This window comes from Pseudoalteromonas sp. NBT06-2, assembly GCF_002276045.1.
Lineage (GTDB): Bacteria > Pseudomonadota > Gammaproteobacteria > Enterobacterales > Alteromonadaceae > Pseudoalteromonas.
Genome location: NZ_NQMR01000014.1, coordinates 50,551 through 66,424, shown reverse-complemented (window position 1 = coordinate 66,424; position 15,874 = coordinate 50,551). Strand labels below are relative to the sequence as shown.

At 34.9% G+C, this 15,874-nt stretch carries 16 protein-coding genes and 1 tRNA gene; 10 read left to right on the top strand and 7 right to left on the bottom strand.

The window, feature by feature from the left end; translation table 11 throughout:
* Window positions 1–32: 32 nt before the first annotated feature.
* On the top strand, window positions 33–638 hold the full coding sequence (locus CJF42_RS04490; RefSeq protein WP_095365536.1) for a rhomboid family intramembrane serine protease: 606 nt from the start codon (window positions 33–35) through the stop codon (window positions 636–638).
* Entirely contained in the window at window positions 635–1,090 is a 456-nt protein-coding gene (locus CJF42_RS04485) for a GNAT family N-acetyltransferase (protein ID WP_095365535.1), read from the top strand. Before CJF42_RS04490 ends, CJF42_RS04485 begins: the two co-directional genes overlap by 4 nt.
* A 74-nt stretch (window positions 1,091–1,164) precedes the next feature.
* On the opposite strand, the gene CJF42_RS04480 is transcribed toward CJF42_RS04485, so the two are convergent.
* The 6 genes from CJF42_RS04480 to CJF42_RS04455 form a co-directional block, all read right to left on the bottom strand.
* A complete protein-coding gene (locus tag CJF42_RS04480) occupies window positions 1,165–2,514 on the bottom strand; it encodes a sodium-dependent transporter (protein WP_095365534.1) in 1,350 nt (449 codons plus the stop codon).
* A 243-nt stretch (window positions 2,515–2,757) separates the two neighbouring features.
* Entirely contained in the window at window positions 2,758–4,068 is a 1,311-nt protein-coding gene (locus CJF42_RS04475) for an ATP-binding protein (protein WP_095365533.1), read from the bottom strand.
* Complete coding sequence (locus CJF42_RS04470; RefSeq protein WP_095365532.1) at window positions 4,069–4,788, bottom strand: response regulator; 720 nt, start codon at window positions 4,786–4,788, stop codon at window positions 4,069–4,071. It lies immediately after the preceding gene.
* 51 nt (window positions 4,789–4,839) lie between these two features.
* Window positions 4,840–5,238 (bottom strand): DUF3019 domain-containing protein, encoded by a 399-nt coding sequence (locus CJF42_RS04465; protein WP_095365531.1) that lies wholly within the window; start codon window positions 5,236–5,238, stop codon window positions 4,840–4,842.
* Window positions 5,228–6,088: a MipA/OmpV family protein gene (locus CJF42_RS04460; RefSeq protein WP_095365530.1), complete on the bottom strand. Its 861-nt coding sequence runs from the start codon at window positions 6,086–6,088 to the stop codon at window positions 5,228–5,230. The genes CJF42_RS04465 and CJF42_RS04460 overlap by 11 nt, the downstream gene beginning before the upstream one ends.
* Before the next feature lie 82 nt (window positions 6,089–6,170).
* Window positions 6,171–6,992 carry a hypothetical protein gene (locus tag CJF42_RS04455; RefSeq protein WP_095365529.1) on the bottom strand — a complete coding sequence of 274 codons (822 nt, stop codon included), beginning with the start codon at window positions 6,990–6,992 and terminating at the stop codon, window positions 6,171–6,173.
* Window positions 6,993–7,160: 168 nt separating this feature from the next.
* On the opposite strand from CJF42_RS04455, the gene CJF42_RS04450 reads away from it, so the two are divergent.
* Window positions 7,161–8,294, top strand: a complete 1,134-nt coding sequence (locus CJF42_RS04450) for a serine hydrolase domain-containing protein (RefSeq protein WP_095365528.1) — start codon at window positions 7,161–7,163, stop codon at window positions 8,292–8,294.
* Window positions 8,295–8,490: 196 nt separating this feature from the next.
* On the opposite strand, the gene yhbY is transcribed toward CJF42_RS04450, so the two are convergent.
* The gene (gene yhbY / locus CJF42_RS04445) at window positions 8,491–8,787 is read right to left on the bottom strand and encodes a ribosome assembly RNA-binding protein YhbY (RefSeq protein WP_095365527.1); all 297 of its coding nucleotides are present in this window, start codon (window positions 8,785–8,787) and stop codon (window positions 8,491–8,493) included.
* A 111-nt stretch (window positions 8,788–8,898) separates the two neighbouring features.
* Here yhbY and rlmE point away from each other — a divergent pair, with 111 nt between their 5' ends.
* The 7 genes from rlmE to CJF42_RS04410 all read left to right on the top strand — a co-directional run bounded on the left by rlmE (window position 8,899) and on the right by CJF42_RS04410 (window position 15,244).
* Complete coding sequence (gene rlmE / locus CJF42_RS04440; RefSeq protein WP_095365526.1) at window positions 8,899–9,528, top strand: 23S rRNA (uridine(2552)-2'-O)-methyltransferase RlmE; 630 nt, start codon at window positions 8,899–8,901, stop codon at window positions 9,526–9,528.
* 69 nt (window positions 9,529–9,597) lie between these two features.
* Window positions 9,598–11,550: an ATP-dependent zinc metalloprotease FtsH gene (ftsH, locus tag CJF42_RS04435; protein ID WP_095365525.1), complete on the top strand. Its 1,953-nt coding sequence runs from the start codon at window positions 9,598–9,600 to the stop codon at window positions 11,548–11,550.
* Window positions 11,551–11,627: 77 nt separating this feature from the next.
* Window positions 11,628–12,491 carry a dihydropteroate synthase gene (folP, locus tag CJF42_RS04430; protein ID WP_502694772.1) on the top strand — a complete coding sequence of 288 codons (864 nt, stop codon included), beginning with the start codon at window positions 11,628–11,630 and terminating at the stop codon, window positions 12,489–12,491.
* Window positions 12,481–13,830: a phosphoglucosamine mutase gene (gene glmM / locus CJF42_RS04425; RefSeq protein ID WP_095365523.1), complete on the top strand. Its 1,350-nt coding sequence runs from the start codon at window positions 12,481–12,483 to the stop codon at window positions 13,828–13,830. Before folP ends, glmM begins: the two co-directional genes overlap by 11 nt.
* A gap of 82 nt (window positions 13,831–13,912) precedes the next feature.
* Window positions 13,913–14,662, top strand: coding sequence for a triose-phosphate isomerase (gene tpiA, locus CJF42_RS04420; RefSeq protein WP_095365522.1), 750 nt, complete (start codon window positions 13,913–13,915; stop codon window positions 14,660–14,662).
* Between the two features lies 1 nt (window position 14,663).
* Window positions 14,664–15,017 (top strand): preprotein translocase subunit SecG, encoded by a 354-nt coding sequence (gene secG, locus CJF42_RS04415; protein WP_095365521.1) that lies wholly within the window; start codon window positions 14,664–14,666, stop codon window positions 15,015–15,017.
* Window positions 15,018–15,159: 142 nt separating this feature from the next.
* Window positions 15,160–15,244: transfer RNA gene (locus CJF42_RS04410), tRNA-Leu, on the top strand.
* Window positions 15,245–15,874: the final 630 nt, after the last annotated feature.

The following is a 15,874-nucleotide window of genomic DNA, read 5'->3' as shown; positions in this document are numbered from 1 at the left end:
CGTTGTCATATTTATTTAGGAGATAATAAGCAATGAATTCTCTTTCCCAACCTAAACTCATTCCTTTTCTTACAACAACTTGGCTATTACTAGTTGTAATACATTTACTTAATTTACTCTTTTCCATGAAGTTAAATTACTTTGGTGTAATACCAAGAGAAGTTTCAGGGCTATACGGTATTATTTTTCACCCATTTCTTCATGGTAGTTGGTCCCACTTAATCAATAACTTAATTTCATTTAGTTTATTTACAGCTTTACTTTGGCAGTTTAAACCAAATAGGATTTGGATTTTATTAATTATGGGCGGATTATTTCCTGGTTTGCTAGTTTGGATATTTGCTCGTACTTCGATTCATATTGGTTTAAGTGGCGTTGTATATTTCCTTTGGGCTTATGTTGTTTTTTATGGTTTTGTACGTCGCAGCATTAAATCTGTTGTTATTTCTGTGGTTGTTATATTTTTATATGGTTCCATGGCCTGGGGGGTATTGCCAATTAAGGAAGGAATGAGCTTTGAAAGTCATCTGTTTGGCATGTTATGTGGTGCTATTATTGGATATATATATGCAAAGCAAGATATAATAAAGTCAGGCTCACTGCGTCAAAAAATAGAAAATGAGATAACCAATTTATGATTAGAAAAATTTCAAAATCTTTTGCACAATTGACTACAACGGAGCTTTATCAGATATTAAAATTAAGAGTTGATATTTTTGTGGTTGAACAAGAGTGCGCTTATCCTGAGCTTGATAATTTAGATATGAATGTTGATACGCGTCATATCATGTTTTATGAAGGCGAAGAATTAATTGCCTATGCCCGTTGTTTAGCGCCTAAAGTTGTTTTTGATACAAACCCAGCCATTGGCCGTGTACTGGTCTCACAGAAAGGTAGAGGGCGAGGATTAGCCCAAGAGTTAATGTTTGAGTCAATAAGAGAATCTGAGTCATTTTGGCCTAATAAAAATATCAAGCTTTCAGCACAAACTTATTTATTAGATTTTTATAAAAATTTAGGCTTTTCGCCCATTGGTGAAGCATATTTAGAAGATGGTATTGAACATCAAGATATGTTTAAAGACGGCTAAATTGAAAGCTTTTATGTACAAGTAAAAAAGGCGCACAGCGCCTTTTTTACTTGTTTGCCTTAAACAATGTACTGCTAAAGTACAGCGTTAAGAAATACTAATGAGATACATAAAGGACAGATAAACTTAACGTACCAAGGCCATATCTTCCAGAATAAACTTTGCTCTAAATCTTCATAGCCATTTTTTAATTCTTTAATGATTTTACTTCTATGCCAAATCCAGCCAATAAAGATACAGCAGAACATACCAATAATGGGTTGTCCGTATTCAGTTGCAAGCGTCACAACAAAACTAAATAGTGTTTGCATGTTAAAAATAATCACTATACTAATCGTTAAAATAATTAAACTGGTGATTAGAGTGGCTTTATTTCTTGGTAAATTGAACCTCTCAACAACATAAGAAACAGGGGCTTCTAACATTGAAATTGAAGAGGTTAAGGCGGCTATGCTCATTAAAGCAAAGAAAGCTAAGGCAACAAATGATCCCATAAAACCCATACCATCAAATAAGCTTGGCAACACGGTGAATACAAGATCAGGACCTGATATTAAACTACCATTTTCGGCAAATATTTGAAGTCCTTGTGCTTGAGCAACATACATTGCTGGGATCACAAGTAAACCAGCTAAAAATGCGATTGAAACATCAATTAATGTAACCTGTGCGCCTAAAGTAACAAGGTTTTCTTTTTTACTGATATAAGAGCCATATATGATCATAACACTGGTACCAAGCGATAAAGAAAAGAATGCTTGTCCTAAAGCACTGATCAGTAATTGGGGTTCAAATATTTTAGTAAAATCTGGGTTTAAATATGCATTTAGGCCTTCACTTGCACCTTCTAAGGTCATTAGATAAATAATTAAACATATGAGTAAAAGTATGAGCATAGGCATTAAACGCTTTGACCATTTTTCTATGCCATTTTGTACACCGCTACGAATGATATAAACGGTTAAGCTCATAAATATTGTTGTAAATATTAAACTGGGTATTGTGCTTTGACTCGTCAGCCATGTACTTGCATCTGTAAATCCAGTCATCGTTGTAATAGGCTCTATGGTGTAAGACATCATCCAACCGGCAATGATGCCGTAAAAGCTTAAAATAAGGGCTGCACATAAAATACCACCAAAACCAATTACAAATGAAAATTGATGTTGCCACTTTTTGTTAGACATTTTTCTTAATGAGGTAACGGCATTTGCTCTGCCATAGCGACCTATAACGAGCTCAGCCATAAAAGCAGGGTATGCTAAGCAGAAAGCTAATATTAAATAAGCTAACACAAATGCAGCACCACCATTGGAAGCAGTTTGTGTAGGAAAGCCCCATATATTACCAAGACCAACAGCAGATCCTGCTGCCGCCATAATAAATCCGAAACGGGAGGTAAACTCCCCACGATTTGTGCTCATATTGTTTTAATTCTCTTTGATTAAGTAACGGTTGTTTTTAATTATATATATCGCTAACAATTTACTTTAAATATTAAAGAATAAAAAGCCTAAATAGTTTTGTTCTGCCTCAAAATAGCAGAATAAAAAAAAGAGTATTGAACAAATATTGATACTACATTATTCTTTTAAATATAAGTTATTGTTTATAAAGGTTTTAAATTTTTTATTTTGTTTTTATGTAAAGGGGAGATTACAAAGCCATTATTTGAAGTTATTTACACTGATGGACGGCTTTAATGGAATTTTAATTGTAAATCTTGCACCTAATAAGTTTGGAGATTGATCTACCTTAATCGTACCAAAATGCCAGTCAGCTACTTTTGCTGTAATAGCTAACCCTAAACCATAACTTTTATTGCTGCGGTCTCTATGTGTTTGTTCTTTAAAGAAAGGAGTGAATACAGATTGCCAATTTTCAGGTGCGATACCTGGGCCATCATCTTCGATAGAGAGGATTAATCTTGTAATATCTGTTGTTGCATTAATTTGAATTTTACTTTGTGCAAAGTCACAGGCATTGCTTAATAAATTTATAATTGCGCGTGCCAACCAATGCAAATCAGCATTAAGTTCAATGGCATCACACTCGACATACGCAATTAAGCCTTTGTTATCCAATTTAGGTTTAATTTGCTGAATTAAGTTATTTAAATATGGTTTTAAATCAACAGGGGTGACTGATATTTGATAAGAGTTTTTTTCTAATGTCGCAAATTCTAGATAGCTATTGAGCATACATTCCATTTGGTCTAAATCAGTTTCCATTCTCTCTAGATAACGATCTTTTTTTGCATTATCTTGTGTATCTAAAGCGGCATCAAGTCCAAACCTTAAACATGCAACTGGAGTACGGATATCATGAGACATACTTGAAGCTAATAATTTATTTTCTTCAATCAGTTTTTGAATTTGTGCAGCCATGCGATTAAATGCTGCTTCAACATCATAAATATAGGTGAATTTACTGATTTTTATACGAGCAGATAAGTTGCCACTGGCAAATTTTTGAGAGGCATCGTTGAGTATACTCAATCTTTTTGTTAATGGCGAAAGCCATACCCACATTAGTAAACAGACACCTACGTAAAAGCTTAAAGTTAAAAGTAGATCTAATTTTTTTGATACCGTTACTTGTTTTGTCAGTCTCAGTTCAAGATGTGCGTCTATAAATTCTGGAGAAGATTTAAGTAAATAAAAGCCTAAATCATCTTCTAACACTAAACCTCCCGGAAGGTAAAGTTTTGATAATAAACTAGGAGGTAACGCTAACTCTATATTTTTACGATAAGTTAAATCTTGATTGAAGTGAATACCTAACTGTGTTGATTTATCTACTCTGTCTTTCTCTTCTATATGTGCAATCTGAGCAGTAAAGCCTTTCATCATGGCTTTTTGCCAAGAAAAGTCATCTTCTGAGTTTGAACTCGATTGACTAAATGTATCAATTAACCAACCTAAAGCAAATAAGGAAATAAACGCACTGAGTAAAAGGGAGATATAAAGTTTTTTCATTTACCAAGCATCATCCACTAATAAATATCCTTGACCCCAAATTGTTTTGATTTTTTGAGGGTTTTGCGGATCATCACCAAACTTTTTTCTCAGTGCAGAAATTAAAACATCAACACTTCTATCTAGGCCATCATACTCTCTACCTTTAGTTGCTTTAAAAACTGAATCTCTATCAACAACTTCACCAGCATGTGATGCTAAAAAGCTTAATAATGAAAATTCAGCATTGGAAATGGCTATTTTTTTATCATCAAGCATGACATTGCGAGCTTTTAAATCTATATGCAAACAGCCAACATTTATTTCAACTATTTTTTCTGACTGTTGAGCTTGAGTCGTTTCACTACGTAGTGCCGATTTTATTCGAGCTAATAAAGCTCTAGGACGTACGGGTTTGATTATATAATCGGAGGCTCCAACCTCTAACCCTATTACCTCATCAACTTCTTCACCTTTAGCTGTGAGTAATAATATTGGTTTTTGATAAAAATTTCTAAGCTCTCTACAAACACTGATACCATCCATACCAGGCAACATGATATCTAGCAGAATTAAAGAGGGGTTATGTTTGTTCACAAGTTTTACAACATGATCACCTCTATGGCACATTATGACTTCAAACCCTTGCTCTACAAGATAATTATTTACCCAATCCGCTAATGAAAGATCATCTTCAACTAATAAAATTTTACCGTATCCATTTGTAGATAAATTAGTCATTTTTTTGCTCCATTTTTAAATTATTTAAAGTCATTTGCATGCGCAGTGTCATTAAAAAAGCCGCCATCTTCGCTTCTTTTGTTTATTGGTATACACCCAATGAACTTTTATCCCTGCTTTTCCAGACACATGACCCGTTTTAGTATTAACTAATTCAAAACTTTGATTTTTTTCAGAATTAAATTCATATTGATAAATACCTGCGTTTTGAGCAGTCCAACATTGCATAATTTGTTTGCTTTTACTATTTCTAAGACAGTAGTTTCCAATGTTTAATTTTTTCCAATTAACAGAAACAATCGCGTAGCAAGGTCTCCCTTTTCGTAAAGCAATGCATTTATTAGGCGTAACAGCAAAATGATCAATTTCGTTCAAATTGACCTCTGCTAATGTTTTAAAAGGCAGTAGTGCTGTTAATAAGTAGAGATAGTTTATACTTCTAAAATACATATCGAACGCCTACCTTGGCTTTATGTTGATAACTTTGAGAAATAATAGGGCTACTTCCTATAGCACTAGAAAATTTTGTAGATAATATACCGCCCATAAACACCCAATCTTCCGTTAATGGATACTCGGCATGAAACTCAATTAACACGCTGTAGCTATTGCCCGGGCTATAGAGTGTTCTGTCACTTTTAGCTTCTTTAGGAGTGATGCCATAATAGTATTGTGTGAAGTTTTCGGAATAGAAATTTAAGCCTGCAACTGAGCGAAATTCCCAGTTTTTCCATACGCGAATATGGCTTAAATATGTATTGAATAACCAACCGCCATGTGCTCCTGAAATATCATTTAATAATTCAAAAGAAAGTTGTGTGTCTTTGTAACTTCGAGATAAGCGTATACCCGCATCAAAGTCATATTCTCGGGGTGTTATACCTTCAAGTTCAGGTATTAAATCGTTTGTATTATAGATGCCGTTTTCATCAAAACCGGATTGAAAATTGCTGGCTATAATATCTAGGCCCCAATCATATTTATCTATCACGCTATAACCAATAATTAAGGCACCTTTACCGCTTAACTGGCTATTATCTATGTCTAAATAAAAGTTATTGTAAGATAAAGCGAGATTAAGATTTAAATTTTTACCATTTTCTGTTGAGTCGCTACCAAGTAGGTAAGAGTCTTGGATATAAATACCTGCGCCAAAGCTCCAATCCCAAGAAAAACCTTTTATAGGCTCTAAGTCATTGTCGGCATAGAGTCTATTACTTGCATGGGTGACTATGGGGCTTAACCAAATTGTTAAACAGAGTATTTTTAATAAAGTTTTGATTGAAAGACCCTTTAACATAGAAACCTTTTCGCATTTTAAGTATTTAGCAGTTGTTATTATATTGTGAAATATTGTGTTGTGACTGTAAGAAAATGTAGGATCACATATATATATCACTTATTTTAAGTTTATTCACTAAATTCTTAATAAGATATTGGCTGATTTTTTCTGCTAAATCATTAGCTTCAGTTTGTGAACATACTCCAGAAACTTTAACTAAATCACTGGAATGAGTCGAAATTATATAGCTAGGAATTGATACAGGAGTTTGTGCTCGTATAATTCTGGCTTCTTCAGTATTATGATTGGTAATAAATAAACTAATTTGTTTTTTATTGTTAATTATTTCATAGAAGTTAAATTTAAAACTTAATGGTGTCGTGGGGTAGTTTGAGCTGTTAATTTCACTTTGCGCAAACCAAACCACATCCCCTGATTTTGTATGCGTTAAACGCAAACTAATAATAGTATCCATAGAGTCACACATTTTAGCTATCAATTTGTTATCAACTATGCCTTTCATCCTACTTTTATTTTTTAATTCAAAATGAACTTGAGCGCCTATCTTATGGGTGATTTTATTTAATGTCAGTTTATATTCAGTATTAATTGTATCTGAAACAGGCTTTAGATCTATTTTTTTAAATTGCTCATTAAATATTCTAGCTAAATCATAGCTTACCTCTGCTTTAGATAAATCAAATGCAATAGTTTGCTTTTTGGTTATTTGGTGAGCGGGTAATTGAACTGATTTTATTTGTAATGAAGATAGTTTTTCTTGTTCAGTTTTAATATATTCAATTTGAAATTTTTGATAATTCAATTGTGGTACTTTTGGCATTTCTAATAATGGCGCTAAAGGTTTTGTTAGATGGCATCCAAATAATAAAATCATAAAACTGGTAACTATCAATAAACGCATGCTGTTCCCTGAAAGAAAATATATACCCAAATAATAAATAGGTACTAAAAAGTCAATTATACCCTAGAGTATTAAAGTTATCTAATGGCTGATCATAAAGAGATTGTGCCCTTTCATTTATTGATGTGATAAAATTGTAAATGAACTTATATTATTTTAGAGAGTGGAATGCAGTATATTTTTACATTGTGTGTTGTTTTAATTAGTTTTTATTCTCAGGGTAATACACAAAAATGGAATGGGTTAACAGAGTCTTATATTAAGCATTTAAAAAAATCACTGAATAAAAAAGCAATTCCAGGCGCTGCTTTAGCAATAGTGAAACCAAATTCACTTTCAATTGCGCTAGGCTTCGGAGTTACAAAATTAAAAAATGGCCAACCGATCACTGAGCAGACTCGATTTAGGCTCGCTTCTATTTCAAAAACATTTGCAGGTTCCTTAGCTTCTAAGTTGGCCGCGCAAGGCGCCTTTTCACTCAATGATCCTGTAGATAAATATTTACAAGGCGTGCACTTTTCAAATTTTGATGAGTCTTTAAAAATTTATCATTTATTAAGCCATTCAAGTGGTTTAGTACCTAATGCTTATGACAATTTAATCGAATCTAGAATGAAATATCCTGATATCGTTAATAAACTAACCGATGTAGAACCGTTATGTATACCGGGAAGATGTTATGGTTATCAAAATGTGATGTTTAGTTTAATTGGGAATATTACAGAACAAAGTACGGGATTAAGTTATAATGAGTGGTTGAACCAATTTTTATTTAAACCTTTGAATATGAAAAACGCAAGTGTTGGTTACCAAGCTATGGTAGCTGACGAAGATTATGCTCATCCACATGTACGTGGACGTAAAAGATGGCATACAGCAAAACTTAAACAAAACTATTATAAAGTTGAACCTGCAGCAGGAGTCAATGCAAGTGCATCCGATATGGTGCAATGGCTTAAAGCACAACTAGGGTCATACCCTAATGTATTAAATGATATGGTTTTATCTCAACAAGTTTTTACTTATACAAAAACAAATAAAGAATTAAAGCGACGTGTTTGGCGAAATAATTTAAAAAAAGCACATTATGGATTAGGTTGGCGAATATATGACTATGCTGGTGAGAAAATGTATTACCATAGCGGTTGGGTTCAAGGTTATCGTGCAGATATCGTAATATTACCCAGGCTTAATATCGGGTTTAGTTTAATGTTAAATGCTGAAACAGGTTTAATTAATGAACTCACAACAGATTTTATTGATCGTGTACTTTTAGAATATAAAAATAAGGATATGGTATGAAATCAGTATTGATTCGTTAATGTTTTATGAGTGTTCAGTTATTTGCTGCGACCGATAAGATATAAACAATTTGATTCATATTTTGATATAAATTTAGTTAATAAAGGATATATCGTATAATTTTAAAGTATGTGATTTAATACCCTAAAATAAAAAAGGTTAACTTAAGTTAACCTTTTTTATTGAAATTTTTAAATTACTTACGAGGTAATTGAATCTTTTTCTCAACGCTTTGGCGGTATAAAACAACTGTATGTCCAATTGTATGTAGTTTTTCAGCACCAGTTTCTCGAATAATTGCATCAAAAATAAGTTTTTTAGTTTCGCGATCATCCGTCGGAACTTTGACTTTAATTAATTCGTGTATTTCAAGAGCGCTTTGAATTTCAACAATTACACCTTCAGTTAGGCCGTTAGAACCTAGTAATACAACGGGTTTAAGGCTATGTGCTTCGCCTTTTAAAAATTGCTTTTGTTTGTTTGATAATTTCATAATGTTACATTTTTCACTGGATAAAGCTTGAATTATGAGTATTCTACCGCCATCTATTAAATAATACTAATATGTTGAGTATTTTGTTAAATAATATAATTGAGCAAAAAGATGACAAATAAGAAGCAGTCAGCTAGTTCGCAACGCTGGATGAAAGAGCATTTTGATGACTATTATGTAAATGAAGCGAAAAAAAGAGGTTTTAGATCTCGTGCTGTATTTAAGCTTGAAGAGCTACAACAAAAAGATAAACTAATCAAAAAGGGCGCTACCGTAGTAGATTTAGGGGCGGCTCCTGGAGGTTGGTCACAATATTGTGTAGAACATGCTGGTATGGATGGCACTGTGATTGCCTGTGATATCTTACCTATGGATCCGATTGCTGGTGTTGACTTCTTACAAGGCGATTTCAGAGATGAGGGCGTGCTTAATGCGCTACTTACAAGAATTGATGGTAAAAATGTAGATTTAGTTTTATCTGATATGGCGCCAAATTTTAGTGGTAATTTATCGGTTGATCAATCCGGTTGTATGTACTTAGTTGAGCTGGCTTTGGATATGTGTCATCAAGTATTAAAAAAAAATGGAGGTTTTGCAGTAAAAGTATTTCAAGGTGCAGGATTTGAGCAATTTGTAAAAATTGTAAGAGCGAGCTTTAACACGGTCAAAATTAGAAAGCCTGATTCGTCTAGAGCACGTTCACGAGAAGTATATATAGTAGCTACAGGATACAAACTGTAGTACATTAAGATATTCTACTGTTGGTAATTTTAATTTAATTGGAAACAAGAGGTTAACTTCTTGAGTGATATGGTCAAAAATCTAATATTGTGGTTAGTCATCGCCGTTGTTTTAATGTCGGTGTTTCAAAGCTTTAATCCTGGTGGATCTTCAGATCGCCAAATGAGCTATTCTCAATTCGTATCTGATGTGCGTACAAAAGCAGTACGTGAAGTTCAGGTGGATCGTACTCAAGGCATCATCACAGGTATAAAAGGAAATGGTGAGCGTTTTGAAACAGTAGTTCCTATGCATGATGAGGATTTACTGAATGATCTATTGAAAAATGGTGTGAATGTAGTTGGTAAACTTCCTGAGGAGCAATCTTTCTTAGCAAGTATCTTCATCTCTTGGTTTCCTATGCTATTGCTTATTGGTGTGTGGATTTTCTTCATGCGACAAATGCAAGGCGGTGGCGGTAAAGGCGCGATGTCATTTGGTAAAAGTAAAGCACGTTTGATGAGCGAAGACCAAATTAAAGTCACCTTTAAAGATGTTGCAGGATGTGATGAAGCGAAAGAAGATGTGACCGAAATGGTTGATTTCTTGCGTGATCCAAGCAAATATCAAAAACTAGGTGGCAGTATTCCTAAAGGTGTACTTATGGTAGGACCTCCAGGAACAGGTAAAACGCTATTAGCTAAAGCTGTTGCTGGTGAAGCGAAAGTACCATTCTTTGCAATTTCAGGTTCTGACTTTGTGGAAATGTTTGTTGGTGTTGGGGCATCTCGTGTTCGTGATATGTTTGAGCAAGCTAAAAAAGCATCTCCTTGTATTATCTTTATTGATGAAATCGATGCTGTAGGTCGCCAACGTGGTGCTGGTATGGGGGGGGGGCATGATGAGCGTGAGCAAACATTAAACCAAATGTTAGTTGAGATGGATGGTTTTGAAGGTAATGAAGGTATCATTGTTATTGCGGCTACTAACCGTCCAGACGTTTTAGATCCAGCATTACTTCGTCCAGGTCGTTTTGACCGTCAAGTTGTTGTTGGTTTACCTGATATCAGAGGTCGTGAGCAAATTGTTAAAGTTCATATGCGTAAAGTACCTTTAGGAGATGATGTCGAAGCTGAGGTAATAGCGCGTGGAACACCTGGATTTTCTGGTGCTGATTTAGCGAACCTTGTAAATGAAGCTGCATTATTTGCAGCACGTAATAATAAACGTGTTGTTAATATGGCTGAGTTTGATGCTGCTAAAGATAAAATAATGATGGGCTCAGAACGTAAGTCTATGGTTATGAGCGAAGAAGAGAAAGAAATGACTGCTTATCATGAAGCAGGACATGCAATCGTAGGACGCTTAGTACCAGATCATGATCCGGTTTATAAAGTATCTATTATTCCTAGAGGTCGTGCTTTAGGTGTGACTATGTACTTACCAGAAAAAGACCGTATAAGTCATTCTAAGCGTTTATTAGAATCGATGATTTCGAGCCTTTATGGTGGTCGTATTGCTGAGGATATTATTTATGGCTCAGATCGTGTTTCAACCGGAGCATCAAATGATATTGAACGTGCAACAGATATTGCACGTAAAATGGTAACTCAATGGGGTTTAAGTGATAAACTAGGACCACTTCTTTATGCAAAAGAAGAAGGTGAAGTTTTTTTAGGTAAAACCACATCTCAATCAAATAGTATGTCTGCTGATACAGCTCAATTAATTGATGCAGAAATACGCGATTTCTCAGATCGTAACTATCAAAGAGCAGAGCAAATATTAAAAGATAATATTGATGTTCTACATGCTATGAAAGATTGTCTGATGAAATACGAAACAATTGATGCGGGTCAAATTGATGATTTGATGGCTAGAAAGCCAGTCAGAGAGCCAAGAGATTTACATGATCAAAAGCAACAATCGAGAGATGATAAAAAATCAAAACCCTCAGAAAAACCTGACATAAAGGTAAGGGAAGAACCTGAGAAAAAAGATGAATCAAAGCTTGATGATACAGATAATAAATCTGTAGAATAAGTAAAACAAAAAACCCCGAAACATCGGGGTTTTTTATTATGTTGAAAATTAAAGTTTTCATAGCAATGATGTGAATTATGTCTATTTTAAAACTACCCAGAGGCAGAGAACTCGATCTTAGCCACCCGCATATAATGGCGGTTCTTAACGTTACCCCAGACTCTTTTTCGGATGGTGGCAACCATATAACATATGATAGCGCTGTCAATAAAGCCCTAGAATTAATTGAGCAAGGTGCAACTATTATTGATATTGGCGGAGAATCAACTCGTCCAGGTGCAGCTAATGTATCAGTAGTTGATGAATTAAACCGTGTTATTCCAGTTATTAAAGCACTCAGAAAAAAATCAGATTGTGTCATTTCTATAGATACAAGCAAAGCACAAGTAATGGCGAAAGCCGTTGATGTCGGTGCTGACTTTATTAATGATGTCAGAGCGCTACAAGAGCCTGATGCTTTACAAACCGCAGCAAGTTTAAATGTACCTGTATGTATAATGCATATGCAAGGGCAACCACGAACAATGCAAAGTGCGCCAAGTTATAGTGATTTAATGTCAGATATAAATGATTTTTTTTTCCAAAGAATCAAAGCGTGTGAAACTCATGGAATAGATAAAAAACAAATCATATTAGATCCTGGATTTGGTTTTGGTAAAACCTTGGCACACAACTATGAAATCTTAAACAAAATAGATGTTTTTAAAACGATAGGCTGTGAAATTTTAGCCGGTTTATCTCGAAAGTCTATGATTGGAAATTTATTAAATAGAGATACTAATGAGAGATTAGCTGGGTCCTTAGCTGGTGCGCTTATAGCCGCTCAAAAAGGTGCGAAAATAATTAGAGTACATGATGTCGCACAAACATTTGATGTGTTAAAAGTATGGCAAGCATGTGAAAAAGGTTTAGATAAGAAAGGAAAAGTGAATGTCGGATAGAAAATATTTTGGCACCGATGGTGTACGCGGTTTAGTTGGTGAATACCCAATTACACCTAAATTTGCACTTAAGCTTGGTTGGGCTGCAGGTAAAGTACTTGCTAAATCTGGTACACAAAAAGTAATAATAGGTAAAGATACTCGTATTTCAGGCTATTTACTTGAAACTTCATTAGAAGCAGGTTTAATTGCTGCGGGCATTGATGTTGTTTTATTAGGCCCTATGCCAACACCTGCTGTTGCATATTTAACGGAAACTTTTCGCGCTGAAGCGGGTATCGTGATCAGTGCATCTCATAATCCATATTATGATAATGGTATTAAGTTCTTTTCAAGTAAGGGTCTTAAATTAGATGATAAAGTTGAACTTGAAATGGAGGCTATGTTAGACGAAACAATGACATGTGTTTCATCTGAGCAGCTAGGTAAAGCTAAACGTTTAGATAATGCTGATGGTCGTTATATTGAATTTTGTAAAAGCCAGTTCCCACAGACATTATCATTAGATGGTCTTAAGGTTGTAGTTGATTGTGCCAATGGTGCAACCTATCATATAGCACCTTCAGTATTGGAAGAGCTAGGTGCAGAAGTCGTTACTTACGCATGTGAGCCTGATGGCATCAACATTAATGAAAAATGTGGTGCCACTCATGTTGAAGCGTTAGTTCGCAAAGTACTTGAAACAAAAGCAGACGTAGGTATTGCATATGACGGTGATGGTGATCGTGTCATGATGGTTGATCATAAAGGTCGTGTATTTGATGGTGATGACATAGTTTATATCATAGCTAGCCAAGCTTTTGAAACAAACACATTAGGCGGAGGCGTTGTTGGCACTGTGATGTCTAATATGGGCCTTGAGAATGCTTTAAAAGAAAAAGGGATTCAGTTTGAGCGTTCCAAAGTAGGTGACCGTTATGTAATGGAGTTGCTCAAACAAAAAGGTTGGAAAGTAGGCGGTGAAAGTTCAGGACATATTTTGAATTTAGAGCTGACTTCAACTGGCGACGGTATAATATCTAGTTTGCAAATTTTGGCTGCAATGATTGCACAAAACAAAACTTTAGAGGATTTAGGCAAAGGTTTTGTGAAATACCCTATGAATATGATTAATGTCCGTTATCATAAAGGTACTGATCCAACAATTAACCCTCAAGTAATAGAAGCAGTTCAAGAAGTTGAAGAATTGCTGGCAGGCAAGGGAAGAGTTTTATTAAGAAAGTCTGGAACTGAACCTGTGATCCGAGTAATGGTTGAAGCTGAACATGAAAAACAAGTTTTCGATTATTCGAAAAAAATAGCAGAAGTTGTTGAATCTGTGAGCAATCAAAGCGCTTGAACTAGATAATTACTTGAAACAACGGGCTAGTCACGTTAAGATTCGCCCGCTTTATTTATTGGTAACTTAAAAAGAGGCTAAAATGGCATCCCGTAAACCAATCGTAGCTGGCAATTGGAAAATGAATGGCTCTGTTGAGCTAGTCAGTAAAATGGCAGATACATTGAAAAGCGCGTCAAATAATAATATTGATGTATTAATTTTTCCTCCTTTTCCGCTTTTATCTAAAGTATTAGAGGTTGGCATTAATGCTGGTTCTCAAACTGTATCTCATGAAGAACCTGGCGCATTTACTGGAGAGGTAGATGCAAAGTTAGTTTCTGAAATAGGGTGTAAATATACTTTAGTTGGTCATTCTGAACGCCGTAGTATTTATGGTGAGTCAAATGATGATGTTGCTGCTAAATTTGAAAAAGCACAAAAATATAATTTAATACCTATTCTATGTGTAGGTGAAAGTGAAGAGCAAAGAGAGCAGGGTATAACTGAATCTGTGGTGTCTGAACAAATAAATGCAGTAATTAATAAATTAGGTGTAGCAGCACTTGTTAATTCTGTGATAGCATACGAGCCCGTTTGGGCTATTGGTACTGGTAAAACAGCATCCCCCGAACAAGCACAAAAAGTGCACAAATTTATACGAGATGAGATAGCAGCTTTAGATGTTGTTGTGTCACAAAACATTGCACTTCTATATGGTGGAAGTGTTAATGATCAAAATAGCGAATTGTTGTTTGCACAAGCAGATATAGATGGCGGTTTGATTGGTGGCGCAAGCCTAAAACCAGATGCATTTGTTAATATCTGTAATAGTGCCCAAAGGAACGCATAAGATGTACGAAATATTTTTAGTAGTTTATTTAATTACCGCTTTGGCTTTAATCGGCATGGTTTTAATCCAACAGGGCAAGGGCGCAGATATGGGCTCATCTTTTGGAGCTGGCGCATCTGCAACCGTATTTGGTTCAAGTGGTGCTGGTAACTTTATGACTAAAACAACAACAGTTTTAGCAAGTGTATTTTTTGTATTAAGCATCGTTTTAGGTAATTTGACAGCAGGACAAATTAAAAAAACAGATGAATGGTCAGATTTATCAACAGTACCAGCTGTTGAAACTCAACTAGCTCCAGGTACTGAAGATGTACCGACAGCTACTGAAAATAAAGGTTCAGACGTACCGAAGTAACCTTAGAGAATAAAATTCGAATGTGGTGAAATTGGTAGACAGGCAACCTAGAAGGGATTGCGGATTTAAAAGCTAAGTAGGTTTATTTTCCTCAAAATAAGCAAGTTAACTTAGTAAAATAGATAGTATAGTTTAGTATTGCGCGGATGTGGCGGAATTGGTAGACGCGTCAGCTTGAGGGGCTGGTGACTTAGGTCGTGGGGGTTCAAGTCCCCCCATCCGCACCACTAAACTTATACAAATAGACATTTAAAGGCCGATTCGTGATGAATCGGCCTTTTCCGTTTGATTGCTAATTGGTTGCTAATTATTCCTGAGAAGGTTGGCTAACTCTGTAGTTATTTTCCTGAAATTAATATTATGTTTGTTTTGAAGTTCGATAAAATTTATATCTTTAATCTGATATGCCATTCAATTGTTCGATTTTAAAATACCCACCAAACCATCAAATCAATACACTTAATCTGAATAATATATTCTGGTTGTAAATGTTAGGGGAAGTATCTAAAGCTTGTTGTTTCAAGTGTTCTGATGGAAAAGAACTTAGTTAGCTGTTTGTATTATTACGAATATTACTTTTGTGCGTATTGTTGACGTTACTGGTTGAAAAGATTAAGGTCTTCTTTAGGAACAGCGAATGGTCGTTAAGTTTATCGAACCTTCCATGATCGTGTTATTAAACGTTATATAGCTGGATCAATATAAAGTGGCATAATCGATGTACTCAGAAAGCAGCTCATCAAGGCTGCATCGTTTTTTTATTCTTATTGATTTTACCTGTGCCTAAGCAATTTGAGTTTTAGTGGCAAGCTTACGCATGATCATATCTTGATTAATACGGTGAGAAGTGGTTCTGA